Source organism: Mucilaginibacter sp. (genome assembly GCF_028287845.1).
In the GTDB taxonomy this organism is placed as follows: Bacteria; Bacteroidota; Bacteroidia; order Sphingobacteriales; family Sphingobacteriaceae; genus Mucilaginibacter.
Map to the genome: position 1 here is coordinate 1 of NZ_JAQBOW010000043.1, position 13,569 is coordinate 13,569.

The following is a 13,569-nucleotide window of genomic DNA, read 5'->3' on the forward strand; positions in this document are numbered from 1 at the left end:
AAGGCAAAGTTTTTATAGGTGAAATTATTGCCAAAACCCAGCGTGAACTGAGGCTGACGGTCGCCCACTGTTACAAACGTACCGTTAGATATAGGCATGCCGGTAGATGGATCTACCAGTATCTGCCCTTTATTGTTGCGTGCATAGCTGTAGCTTGCAATATTCATTAAGCTGCTGCCCGGGAATATACTTGCACGCGCGTTAGCGTATAACCAGGTGTCAGAATTATAATACTCAGGTAATGCGCCAAGGTTAATTACTTTACCCCGATTTAAAAAGAAGTTAGCAAATGGCTTCCATGAAAAATCGGTCGATTTAATTACAGTACCATTCAGCTCAATTTCAAGCCCTTTATTCTGAATTTCGCCACCATTAACTAATTCGAGTATGTAACCTGATCCGTAACTAATGCGGGGGTCAAATATCTGGTTGGTTGCGCGATACTTGTAAACATTAATTTCAGCGCCTAAACGTCCGTCAAAAAACTGCAGTTCTGTACCAAGCTCCATTTGGTAATCTTTCTCCGGCTTAAGGGTAGGGTTGTTACCGGTCACGTCATAGGCGTAACCACCACCAGTGGTTGATTGTTGAATGACACTTGATTGTATCTTATAAGGTGCAAAGGGGTCCTTACCTACACCGGCATACGAGAAGCGTATTTTACCAAATGATAAAATCTTGTTGCCTTTTAATGCTGGCAGTTCAGAAAAGTTAAATCCTATGCCTGCTGATGGATAAAAGTAAGAGTCTTTCGCTGTGCCTGCCAAACGGGAAGAATAATCATTTCTACCGGTCGCGTTAATGGTGATCAGTTCTTTATAAACTACACTGAAACGTACAATTTCGCCGATGCGCCGTGTTTCTGAATAATTGGTTGTGGCCCGTTGTGAGGTTGGTGTAGTATTATTTATGGTATTAAAATCAGGCTGGAGGAATCTTTCACCATACTGACCGTTGGTAATATCCTTATAATCATAAATCTCGGCACCTGCAGCCAGCGTTGCACGGAAATCGCCAAAGTTATGCTTTAAGGTGGCGAAGAACGAACCGTTAAGCACCAGGTTATTATCGTCATAATTATCAATGATACCGCCGGTAGAAATACCATTGGTAGACGCAAAGGTGTTCGAAATAGCATTTTGGTAAGAATTACTGTACTGGCTCAGGAAATTATTACCCTGCGTGGTGTAAAAATCCACACCAAACAGCCCCCTTAAATTTAACCAGCTGGCCGGATCATAAGAAAGGTCAAAATTGCCAATCATACGGTTGGTTTTGTCTTCGCTAATATTGTTATGCAAATCCCAAAGGGGGTTGTCAAAATCGATGGTACCATCGGCTACAATATTGGTAAGTTTTGCGGGCAATAAAGTTCTGCGGGTTCCGTCAGGATTTAGATAGTTACGAACATCATCATTAGTAGGCCACGTTAGCGCGTTAATGTAGGTACCCCCATCACCTTTATTGGTTTTTCGATTATCTATATTAAAGTAATTAAAACTCGCGCTGCTGGTTAATTTGGGGGTTAATTTGGCCTGTCCTGCAAATCGTAACGAAAATTTATTATTGTAAACTACCGGTATAACGCCGCCGGTGTGACGGTACTCGGTAGATATACGATAACTTGCATCATCATTCCCACCAGAGAAAGACAGGTCATGGAGTTGAGATAAACCTGTCTGGAAAAAGTTTTTCAGGTTATCAAAAGTTGGCGTTCCGGGTGCATAAGCGGGCCCGAATGCCAAACGCGTAGTTGGATCGGCATAGCCCGAAGTACCCGGCCCATAAACATTTTGAATTTTTGGGAACCGGTATTCTTTAGAATAGCTGAAGGTATTATTGTAAGTTATTGCCGCGTCGCCGCTTTTGCCTTTTTTGGTGGTGATAATAATAGCACCTCCGGCAGCATCCGACCCATAAACTGCTGCGGCATCAGCACCTTTCAGCACCGTAACCGTTTCAATATCATCCGGGTTAATATCAGCAATACGGTTGGTAAAATCCTCGCGCCGGTTATCGCCGTTAGAAGCAAGCGCGCCTTGGCTCATTGCATCGTTATTTACGCGGATGCCATCCACCACAAATAAGGGTTGGTTACTGCCGCCAATAGAAGTGATACCCCGCAAAATGATGGAAGCAGAAGCGCCGGGCACACCACTTGTGCTGGTTACTGTAGCGCCCGCTATGCGGCCCTGCAATGAGTTTACTAAATTCTCACGCTGGGTTTCGGCAATTGCCGCGCCGGTAATGGTTTGGGTAGAAGATGTAAGATCTCGTTTGGACTGTTTTACACCGAAACCGGTAACGATCTTAACTTCTTCAAGACTGGTTGCATTAGATGTTAACTGAACATTAATGACAGTTTGCGTGCCGATGGTACGTTGGGCACTAAGGGTACCGATAAAACTAAATTCCAATATCTGGCCTGTACTTGCCCTGATGGTGTATTTTCCATCAGCACCAGAGCTTACGCCATTAGGAGTGCCTTTAATTTTAATGGTTGCTCCGGATAGTGCACTGCCATCTTCGCTTGCGGTTATCCGTCCGGTTATTGTTAATGCCTGCGCCATAACATGTATAATGCCGCAAAAACTTACCAGAAGAAATAAAAGTAAAATTTTCTTCATACACAGATTTTAAAAGTTATAAAGTATTATGTATTAAATATTTATATAGTAAATGGTATCAAAATTGCTAATGATTTGATTTAACTATTATGTAAAGTAGGTATAATTAATTAATTAGTTTTCAATAACAATAATGATTATTGCTGTGTAACATAATTATTACATTTGAAAAACATGTTTAGCCATAATTGCCTATCGGCTGTCTACGATGGGTGTAGTTATATTTGATCTACGGACCTGAGAAATAAATAGATGGGGTTTTCCCTGGCTCAGGGCGGGCGCAAAAAACGGCCTCAACAATATTGTTAAGGCCGTCTGCTGTTTTATTCGTCACTAAATTATTTACAACTGCCATTGTACCATCAAGCCAATTAAGGTATAAATTTAACTAAGGTGTTTTGTGTTGTAAATTTGCTTTTTAGTTTTTCTTTATTGTGGTAGTGGTTGTTGTTTGTGTGCTTGATGCAACGGCCGGTTTCTTATAAACTTTCTTATAAACATGTGTTGCTGGCCTGTTTACATTTGCGCTATGCACAACATGGGTAGCTGTTGTTGTTTTCCTGGTGCTTGTTGAGCTTGTAGTTACAACTGGTGCCGGTTTGGTTTCAGTAATAGTAGTTACAGTGCTAGGTGCCTGAGTTGGCCTCTCCTCGGGTTCTGGTCTTACTATCACTACTGTAGGATTTGGCGGAGTAGGGGCTACCACCGGTGCCGGTGTTACTACCACCGGGGCAGGTGAGTTACCGGTTACAGCGCCGGTAGCAGCATCGCTTATTGCACCTGGGCTGCCTTTGCCTTCAATTTTTATCTTTGTTACCTTACGGCCATTTACGCCGGTTTTAACTTTCTTTTTAATCTGAATGTGGTTTTTGGAAGTGTCGGTAGTTTGGGCATTTACAGGTTGGATAGCCAAAACTATACCAGCTACTACTAATATTAAACTGATCTTTTTCATAATTTATGTATATTGATTATATATTTGTTATTGTAACATATCTATTACAATTTAGTTTACATTTTAATTAATATTTAATTATTAAACTATAATTCCGGATGGTTTTTGGGTATTTCTCCATTAGTATGAATACCTATGGCTCTCATTAAATTAATTTCCTGATAAATAGGAGCTAACCTCTTCGGCCACATTAATGTTTTCAAAACATATTTAGCAATTCAAATTTTCAACAGATTTAATTATTTAGTTTGATGTTTGTTAGTTATGTCACACAAATTAACTTATTTAGGTTTCCTGTTTGCGCTGCATAATAAGTTTACTACATTAATGATTAATAGCGTTTAAGTGTTTAGATCGTTCAAATTTATCAGTAGGTTAAGTATAGTTTTGTTTATTTTCTTTTCCTTGCAGGGAGAGGTGATATTGCGTTATGCCAACTTATTTCAAGGTAAGATTGAACACCGGGCAAATGTTCCTAAAAAAGCTACAGAATGCCAGCAACTAATTAAACTGCAGTGTTTTACTCAAAAATTTATACCAGTAACGCTTCCGCCCGAATGTCTTTTTACATTCAGTATTCCATTACAGCAGGAACATAAAACCAGATATTTTATTTTTAAGAGCCGGGTAAGTTGTCTTGCTGCCAAAGAATCTCCTTTATTAAGAGGCCCTCCCATGCCTAGTTAATTCTTAGTTATTAAGAATTTCAAGTCTGTTTATTCGTATCTTTATCATACGGTCCCTTCTATATATGTTGCTGCATATCAGACTATTTAGTCTTAAAGTTTTTCGTCTTAATTTTTGTCATCAGTTTTAAAAGCTTTATTCTATGAATCATTTTAAAATATTTCTGTCTTCTTTGTTGTTTATAACTTTTTTAATTTTATCATCATGCGGTGGTACAAAAACTAAATCAGCCCAAACTCAACCTAAAATATACACGGTTATGAAGCTTGCGCCTCGGAAAGCCGAGATCAACGCTGATTATCCGGCATCTATATTAGGTATACAAAACATCGAAATAAGGCCCAAAATCGACGGATATGTTGAAAATATTTATATTGATGAAGGCGCATCAGTTAAACGGGGGCAATTGCTTTTCAGGATCAACGCGCCACAATATGAGCAGAATGTTACTACTGCCCAGGCCAATATAAAAATAGCTGTAGCTGATGTTAACGCTGCACAAATGCAGGTGGATAAAGTACGGCCTATTGTAGAAAAAGATATTGTTAGCCCTTACGAACTTAAAGCCGCGCAATACACTCTGGAATCAAAACAAGCAGCGTTGGCACAGGCTAAAGCGGCACTTAATAATGCAAAAATAAATCTAAGTTATACTACTATTTATAGTCCGGCCGATGGGGTGATCGGCGTACTTCCCTATAAAATAGGCAGTCTGATTACCAGTACTACCATTAATCCGCTAACCACGGTATCAAATATTGAAAGCATATACGCTTATTTTTCGGTTAACGAGAAACAAAATCTTGACTTCTTTTTGGCTGCTAAGGGGAATACCATGCAAGAAAAACTGAAAACATTGCCTCCGGTCATACTTGTATTGGCCAACGGTTCGCAACTTGCTGCCAAAGGTAGGATAGAGACAGCAAGTGGGCTCATTAATGCGCAAACAGGTGCCATTAATCTGAGGGCTACTTTCAAAAATCCGGGAGGCTTGGTCCGCAGTGGAAGCAGTGCTATAGTTCGCATTCCAACTACTATTGACACCGCTATATTAATACCACAAAAATCTACCTACCAGATACAGGGAAAAATATTTGTTTATGTTGTTGGTGCATCAAATAAAGTTAAATCGCAAGAATTAGTTATTAGTGCAAATACCGGGCAATTTTATGTAATAAGCCGGGGTCTTAAAGCCGGGCAACAAATTGTTGTTGATGGCATAGCGTCTTTAAGGGAAGATCTGCAGATCAAACCTAAAGTGCTGAATGCCGATTCGGTATACCGTAATCCGTAAATATTAAAGCTTTATATAGCAATACTATGTTAAAAAAATTCATTGAACGTCCTGTTCTTTCAACAGTCGTTTCTATTATAATCGTAACGGTAGGGCTGGTAGGCTTGTTTACCCTGCCTATTTCTCAATACCCTGAGATTGCCCCGCCAACAGTTCAGGTGCAGGCAACTTACAGTGGGGCCAGTGCTGATGTGGTGCTTAAAACCGTAATAATCCCGCTCGAACAGCAAATTAACGGGGTTGAGAATATGGATTATCTTACCTCTACGGCAGGGAATGATGGGTCGGCAAATATTACGGTGAGCTTTAAGGTTGGCAGCGACCCAAATTTGGCAGCTGTAAATGTACAAAATGCCGTATCAAGGGCTTCATCTTTATTACCACAAGAAGTAACCAAGGCTGGTGTAACTGTACAAAAGAAACAAACAAGCAGCTTGCTTACCTATTCTGTTTATAGCGAAAGCCCGGCTTATGACCAAACTTTTTTACAAAACTATGTCGACATTAATATATTGCCGGTTATAAAAAGGATACAGGGTGTGGGCGACGCTTCTTTGCCCAGCCAGATGGATTACTCTATGCGTATCTGGTTAAACACTCAAGCCATGGCTTCATACGGCCTCGTTCCGGCGGATATAACAGCCGCCATTGCCGACCAGAATATACAGGCAGCCCCCGGTCAGTTCGGCGAACGCGGCGGGCAGGCATTTCAATACGTTATTAAATATCCCGGTACATTGGCTGATACCGCCCAATTTGGCGATATAGTTGTCCGTTCAATCGCCCGGAGCAGGGTGTTACGGCTGCGAGACGTTGCCCGGATTGAGTTTGGGGCGCTAAACTACTTTATTTCTACCCGAATGAATGGCCATCCGGCCGTTTCAATAGATGTTTCGCAAGTTGCAGGCTCAAACGCGCACCAGGTTATCCAGGAAACTGTTAAGGCAATGGCAGCAGCCGCTAAAAATTTTCCTAAGGGTATAAAATATGTGACATTGCAAAATACCGACGATTTTTTGAATGCCTCTATTGATAAAGTGCTGCATACATTGTTTGAGGCTTTTGTCCTGGTTTTTATAGTAGTATTTCTTTTCCTTCAGGATTTTCGGTCAACCCTGATACCTGCCATTTCTGTTCCGGTAGCCATCATCGGTACATTTTTCTTTTTAAACATGTTCGGCTTCACTATAAATCTGCTCACACTTTTCGCCATTATTTTAGCGATTGGTATAGTGGTAGATGATGCCATAGTTGTTGTAGAAGCTGTGCATGCAAAGCTTGACGCGGGTTATCATTCTGCAAGGGAAGCGAGTATTGATGCACTGGATGAGATATCCGGCGCAATTGTTTCTATAACGCTGGTTATGTCGGCCGTATTTATACCTGTTAGCTTTATTGGGGGTTCTTCCGGTATTTTCTATAAGCAATTTGGCTTAACCCTTGCAATAGCTATTATTCTTTCGGCTATTAATGCGCTTACCTTAAGTCCGGCATTATGCGCGCTTTTTCTTAAAGGGCATGATAAGGAAAACAAAAAGTTAAGTTTTATTCAGAAATTTTATCTCGCATTTAATACCGGCTTTGACAGGATGAGCAAGCGTTATGTCCAGGCGGTTACTTTTTTCAGCCGTAAAAAATGGATCCCTGTTTCATTGCTTTTAACGTTTGTTGTATTGCTTTTTTTTATATCCAAAGCCACGCCAACAGGGTTTGTACCTAATGAAGATTTGGGCGCGATTAGCTGTAACATTAGCTTGCCCCCCGGCGCATCACTTGACAGGACAAATAAAGTAACCCACAAAATTGAAGCTCTTGGCAGGTTAATACCCGAGGTTAATAACATATTGGTTGTAAATGGGCGTGGCCCGCTTTCGGGTAATGGAAATAATTATGGCATGGTGATAATGCGGCTCATCCCATGGAGCGAAAGAAAAAGAGATATCCAGGTAATTATTAAAGAGTTGACTGCCATGGCAGCTGATATAACTGAAGCTGATATTAAATTTGTTGCTCCGCCAACTATTCAGGGTTTTGGAGCTACTAACGGGTTTGCCTTTCAATTGCAGGATAAAACAGGGGGCAGCATTGCGCAGTTTTATAAAGTGAGTCAGGACTTTTTATCGGCACTTGCCGAACGTCCGGAAATTCAGTTCGCAACAACTTCTTTCAATCCTAATTTTCCCCAGTACTTAATGAATGTAAATGTGCCCAAAATTAAAGAGGCAGGTTTAAATGTTACAGATATAACCGGTGCTATGCAAGGATATTTTGGTGGATTATATGCTTCAAATATTACCCAATTTGGGCAGCAATACCGGGTTATGGTACAGGCCTCGCCTGAGTACCGGCAGACACCGGAAAGCTTGAACTCGGTATTTGTAAGAAACTCAACCGGGGACATAATCCCGATTACGGAGTTTGTGAACTTAACCAAAGATTATGGGCCGCAGGCAATTACCCGTTTCAACCTTTTTACTTCCATTAACGTTAACGGCTCTCCAAACATAGGATTTAGTTCGGGGCAGGCTGTAACAGCCATTCAGGAGGTTGCCGCTCAGCAGCTGCCGCAAGGCTATGGTTATGAATATTCTGGCATCACACGGCAGGAACTGGCCGGCAACAGCCAAAGCATATACATATTTATGCTTTGTTTGGTATTTGTTTACCTGATATTAAGCGCTCAGTATGAAAGCTATATTCTTCCGCTGTCAATTTTACTTACAATTCCCATCGGTATAGCGGGAGCCTTCATTTTTGCTTATCTGTTTGGTATTAATAATAATATCTACTTACAAATAACCCTTATCATGCTCATTGGGCTCCTGGCAAAAAATGCTATACTGATTGTTGAGTTTGCCATCGAAAGAAGAAGGGCCGGTATGAGTATTGTTGAAGCAGCCATAAGTGGGGCACAGGCTAGGCTACGCCCTATTTTGATGACCTCGTTTGCTTTTATTTTCGGGTTAGTGCCACTAATGATAGCCACCGGGGCCGGCGCCAATGGTAACCGGGCCATTGGTACCGGGGCCGTTGGCGGCATGTTGATAGGGACATCATTTGGTATTTTTATTACGCCGGTACTGTTTATACTTTTTCAAACCTTACAGGAAAAGGTTAAAAAGACCAAGATCAGTGTGCCTGAAAACAATTCAACTGCTGATAATTCAAATCATATTCACCCTGATACAACCATATAGCCAATATGAAAAATATCATAAAAATTATATTATTTGCAGGGGCATTAGCTACATTCACAGCATGTCATGTGGTAAAACCATATCAAAAACCCTTGCTTGATAACGCGCAATTATTTAGAGATTATAATAGTACCGATACTAACTCTATTGCTAAACTTCATTGGAATGAGGTTTTTACCGATACTATTTTACAAAAACTAATTTCAGAAGGTATCCGGAGAAATATCGATCTTCAAAAAGCATATTCTGTAACCAGGCAGGCACAGGCCTATTTTGATCAAAGTAAACTGGCTTATTATCCTGACATTAATGCAGCTGCTGATTTAACAGTTTCAGGATCATCCAACCCACAGGCTTTTAACACAACAAACAACCGAATATACTCAGTCGGGCTAACTGCAAGCTGGGAAGCAGATATTTGGGGTAAATTAAAAAGCGCAAAAAAAGCCCAGTTAGCCTTGCTTTTGCAATCGTCGGCAAATGCAAGGGCTGTGCAAACTGCACTTATTGCTAATATTGCAAACAATTATTATAACCTCATGGCTTTAGATCAGCAATTGTTAATTACAGAAGAAAGTGTAACAAACTGGCAAATTACTGTGAATACGATGAAAGATTTGAAAACGGCGGATATTGTTACCGGTGCTGCTGTTGTACAAAGTGAAGCCAGTAAGTATGCTGTTCAAGTAACTATCCCCGACTTAAAACAAGCTATCTGGCAAACAGAAAACATAATTAATTTACTGCTGGGCAGAGAGGCCGGCCCGGTTATGCGTGCAAAAATTGATGCTCAAAAATCAATTGCTATGCTTAACCCCGGCATACCTGCCCAAATGTTAGCTAACAGGCCCGATGTTATGGCAGCCGAGTATAGTTTCAGAAACGCTTACGAACTGACCAATGTTGCCCGAACCTATTTTTATCCATCAATTACCCTAAGCGGATCAGGCGGCTATTCCAGCTACGTCTCTTTTTTTGGAGTGGGGTCATTGATCGGGAGTTTAACGGCCGGCATAACTCAGCCCATTTTTAATAAAGGAGTTAATAAAGCAAGATTAATTGTTGCCCGTGAACAACAGCAACAGGCTCTTTTGAATTTTCAATATACAGTTTTAAGCGCCGGTCAGGATGTATCTAACGCGTTAATGTCTTTCCAAACAGCGGGCGAAAAAGCAGCTACACGGGTAAGTCAACTGGATAACCTTGAAAAATCTGTAGATTATACACAGCAATTAGTGCGGTATGGGTCTGCAAATTATACCGAGGTACTTACTGCACAGCAAAACTTATTAATAGCCCGATTAAATAGTGTGAATGACCGTTTACAGCAATTACAGGCAATAGTATATTTATATCGCTCTCTGGGAGGGGGGTGGCAATAAATTCGATCAAAACAAAGTCATAAATACAACTTAGAGGCCGTGCTTTCCTGCGCTTTCTTATTTTTATGCGCTATGTAATTGTAAGAAGCTTACCGGAATTCCTTATAATGCAGAGTGACGTTTTAATTGGAACGATTTTAGCTATTCATTTAGAGAGTTATAAAGTATCATTCAAAGTAATGAGCCAAAACATAAAAAAATACCGGTCCTTTTTTACAATAACTGCGGTTGTTGTGTGTTTTGGCTGCGCAACTGTTCCTTTAACAGGCCGTAAGCAGTTAAGCCTGGTGGGCGATTCACAGGTGAATCAATCAGCCGCGGCCAGCTATTCTCAACTGTTATCAGACCCTAAAACCAAAGTCATTAACAATACTGCCGATGCCCAGCATATTAAGCGGGTAGGCAACCAGTTAGCCGTCGCCATTGAAAAATATCTGGCCGATAATGGCTATGCCGACAAATATAATTTTAAATGGGAGTTCAACCTCATACAAAGCAACCAGGTAAACGCTTGGTGTATGCCCGGCGGTAAGGTAGCTGTTTACAGTGGTATATTGCCTATTACCCAAGATGATGCCGGCCTGGCTACGGTAATGGGGCATGAAATAGGCCATGCTATAGCCCGTCATTCTGCCGAGCGTATTTCACAACAACTGGCTACCCAGGCGGGAGGAGCGGTTGTTGGTGTCGCTACCAGTAATCAGTCCGATGCTACACAGACTATCGTGAATCAGCTTTATGGCGTAGGCGGCAACCTGGCGTTGTTGCATTATTCCCGCAGCCAGGAGTCGGAAGCCGACAGGCTGGGCCTTACCTTTATGGCTATGGCAGGGTATGATCCGCATAATGCCATTGCTTTTTGGCAGCGTATGGCCGCGCAAAGCAAGAGCGGCAGCACACCAGAGTTTTTAAGTACACACCCTACAGATCAAACTCGTATTAACGATATACAAGCTCATCTGCCGGAAGCGATGAAATATTATCATCCGTAAAAATCCCATACCATGTTTAAAAGACTCACCCTGCTATTTTTATTGTTTTTTAATTGCGCTTTAGCGCAAACCGGTGATGGTTGGGAACTAAAGGAAAATAACAACGGGGTAAAAATATATACCCGTGATATAGAAACTTCAAAAATTAAAGCGATAAAAGTGGAGTGCCAGCTGGATGCTACACTATCACAGGTAGTCTCGGCATTAATGGATGTTAGAAACAGCGAGGAATGGCTTTATCATACCGCAGGCAACACTATTATAAAACAGGTATCGCCGTCAGAGTTGTACTATTACTCGCTGGTTGAAATGCCCTGGCCCGTTAGCAACCGCGATTTTATTGCACACCTTAAAGTATCGCAGGACGCTTTTACCAAAGTGGTAATTATTGATGCCCCTTGTGTTGCGGATATGGTGCCGGTAAAACCCAAAGTGGTGCGGATTGCTAACTCTAAAGGTAAATGGGTGTTGTCGCCTTCGGGTAAAGGGCAGGTAAAGGTTGTTTACACACTTCATGCAGATCCGGGTGGCAGCATACCTGCCTGGATAACCAATCTGTTTGTAACCCAGGGTCCGTCGCAAAGCTTTAAAAAGCTAAAAATGCATTTACAAAAACAGGTTTATAAAAATGCGAAACTGGATTATATTGCAGATTGAAATTTAACTTTTACCTACCGTGATAAAATTCTTACCTCGCTGACTTTCTTTTGAAAATTATCCTTTCGTCCTGACGTTATCTTCCAAATTTTATAAATCAACTGATTTACAAAATTTGTTGCTTAATAAGATGAGTTTGTATGGCTTTTTTATAATGTTTTTCATTAATTTAGACCGAATTTGAGTGTAGGCTAATCGAATAGCTCTTACAAATCAACAACCAATTATATTACCTGAAAATAACTAATGCATGTATAAGAGCCGCTCTTATTTGCTGTATTTTGTAATGCTGAATTTATTTTTTAGTTTATTACCTTTTATAGTGTTTGGACAAAGTGATAAGCCTTACGCTGAGAATAAGGTGGCAGATTTAAATGCAAAGTATAAACTGCCACAAAAAGAGAAACTTTATTTGCATTTAGACAGAGCATGGTACAAACCCGGCGATACTATATGGTATAAAGCTTACCTGTTAAATGAAAATCTATCGGCTTCAATGCAAAGTGGGTTGCTGTATGTTGAAATGCGAAACGATAGTAACCGGGTTGTAAAAAGGCAAACCATAAAAGCTCATAACGGATTAGCAATTGGCGACATTGTACTTAAAGAGTCCTTATCCCCTGGAAATTATATTGTGCATGCCTATACCAATTGGATGAGGAATTTTGGACCCGAGCATTTCTTTTCCTGCCAGGTAACTATTGCTCCAACAGGTAAACAGTATTGGTTAATAAATAAGCATCAAACTATAGATAAAAGCAGGAACGTAAACCTGGGCCTGCATTTTAGCGACCTGACTCTCAAAAATATCGGTTTTAGAGATTTACAGCTAAGTGTGCTTGATAGAAATAGTACTGTAGTTAAAAGCAAGGTAATAACAGACCCGTACGGTAATTTGAATTTTAAGTTTACATTACCAGATAAGAAAGATTACAAACACTTGTTTATACAAGCTGAAGATAACAGTAAATATGCCGACTGGCGTAAAATAATTATTCCGCTGCAATTAACAACGCCGGCAAATACCGATTTGCAATTTATGCCCGAGGGCGGTTCATTATTAGCGGGTCAGCCTAATCTGGTTGGTTTTAAAGCTATTGATAAGGAGGGTAAAGGAGTTGCAGAAATAAAAGGGAAGATTTACAATAGTACTATGCAACAGGTGGCTTCATTTCAATCTACCCATAAAGGGATGGGCTCTTTTACATTTATACCACAGGCAGGCGAAACTTATACGGCAAAAGTTAGCTATGCTGATAGTGTAACAAAAAGCTACCCGTTTCCGGGGGTGAAAAATAGCGGGATAGCCATACAGGTTGCAGCTATACCGGGTAAAGATTCTCTTGAATTACATGTAGTTGTAACTGCTGATATAACGAATAGCGGCAAAAAATTTACATTAATTGGGCAGGCAAGGGATAGTATATATTACGAAGAGCTATTTTCTGTTAATCAACCCATCCTGAAAGTTATATCAACAAAGGTATTTCCCACAGGTGTCACTAAATTTATTTTGCTCGATGCAGCCAATAAGCCTGTAACAAGGCGAATGGTATTTATTGATCATAACGATGAATTAAATATTAAGGTGAGCAGCAACAAAGCAAATTACGGTACACGCGATAGTGTTTCTTTACAATTATATGTAACAGATGCAACAGGTAACCCGGTAAAAGGTAATTTTTCATTAGCGGTAACCGATGATAATGAAGTAAAAGCACCCGATGCAGCTGCTGAAAACATGGTGAGTTATATGTTACTAAGCGCTGATATAAAAG

Annotated in this window: 8 protein-coding genes; 6 read left to right on the plus strand and 2 right to left on the minus strand. The window is 40.6% G+C overall.

Going from position 1 to position 13,569, the window contains the following annotated elements; genetic code table 11:
- Both JWP71_RS03995 and JWP71_RS04000 read right to left on the minus strand, forming a co-directional pair.
- On the minus strand, positions 1-2,627 hold a 2,627-nt coding region (locus tag JWP71_RS03995; RefSeq protein ID WP_299497405.1), incomplete at its 3' end, for a SusC/RagA family TonB-linked outer membrane protein.
- A 418-nt stretch (positions 2,628-3,045) separates the two neighbouring features.
- Positions 3,046-3,582 (minus strand): hypothetical protein, encoded by a 537-nt coding sequence (locus JWP71_RS04000; RefSeq protein WP_299497407.1) that lies wholly within the window; start codon positions 3,580-3,582, stop codon positions 3,046-3,048.
- Between the two features lie 946 nt (positions 3,583-4,528).
- Between JWP71_RS04000 and JWP71_RS04005 the strand changes: the two genes are divergently transcribed.
- From JWP71_RS04005 to JWP71_RS04030, 6 genes are all read left to right on the plus strand, one after another.
- Positions 4,529-5,563 carry an efflux RND transporter periplasmic adaptor subunit gene (locus JWP71_RS04005; RefSeq protein ID WP_299497409.1) on the plus strand — a complete coding sequence of 345 codons (1,035 nt, stop codon included), beginning with the start codon at positions 4,529-4,531 and terminating at the stop codon, positions 5,561-5,563.
- Positions 5,564-5,589: 26 nt separating this feature from the next.
- Positions 5,590-8,760 carry an efflux RND transporter permease subunit gene (locus JWP71_RS04010; RefSeq protein WP_299497411.1) on the plus strand — a complete coding sequence of 1,057 codons (3,171 nt, stop codon included), beginning with the start codon at positions 5,590-5,592 and terminating at the stop codon, positions 8,758-8,760.
- 5 nt (positions 8,761-8,765) lie between these two features.
- Positions 8,766-10,142, plus strand: a complete 1,377-nt coding sequence (locus tag JWP71_RS04015; RefSeq protein ID WP_299497413.1) for an efflux transporter outer membrane subunit — start codon at positions 8,766-8,768, stop codon at positions 10,140-10,142.
- Positions 10,143-10,249: 107 nt separating this feature from the next.
- Positions 10,250-11,134 (plus strand): M48 family metallopeptidase, encoded by an 885-nt coding sequence (locus tag JWP71_RS04020; RefSeq protein WP_299497415.1) that lies wholly within the window; start codon positions 10,250-10,252, stop codon positions 11,132-11,134.
- A 12-nt stretch (positions 11,135-11,146) separates the two neighbouring features.
- On the plus strand, positions 11,147-11,791 hold the full coding sequence (locus JWP71_RS04025; protein ID WP_299497417.1) for an START domain-containing protein: 645 nt from the start codon (positions 11,147-11,149) through the stop codon (positions 11,789-11,791).
- 286 nt (positions 11,792-12,077) lie between these two features.
- Positions 12,078-13,569, plus strand: a 1,492-nt coding sequence (locus tag JWP71_RS04030; RefSeq protein ID WP_299497419.1) for a hypothetical protein, incomplete at its 3' end; no start/stop codon positions are given.

Bases quoted from the DNA above. Each gene is read 5' to 3' on its own strand.
- JWP71_RS04000 (WP_299497407.1), bottom strand. From the start codon at position 3,582: ATGAAAAAGATCAGTTTAATATTAGTAGTAGCTGGTATAGTTTTGGCT.
- JWP71_RS04015 (WP_299497413.1), top strand. From the start codon at position 8,766: ATGAAAAATATCATAAAAATTATATTATTTGCAGGGGCATTAGCTACA.
- JWP71_RS04025 (WP_299497417.1), top strand. From the start codon at position 11,147: ATGTTTAAAAGACTCACCCTGCTATTTTTATTGTTTTTTAATTGCGCT.
- JWP71_RS04010 (WP_299497411.1), top strand. From the start codon at position 5,590: ATGTTAAAAAAATTCATTGAACGTCCTGTTCTTTCAACAGTCGTTTCT.
- JWP71_RS04005 (WP_299497409.1), top strand. From the start codon at position 4,529: ATGAAGCTTGCGCCTCGGAAAGCCGAGATCAACGCTGATTATCCGGCA.
- JWP71_RS04020 (WP_299497415.1), top strand. From the start codon at position 10,250: ATGCAGAGTGACGTTTTAATTGGAACGATTTTAGCTATTCATTTAGAG.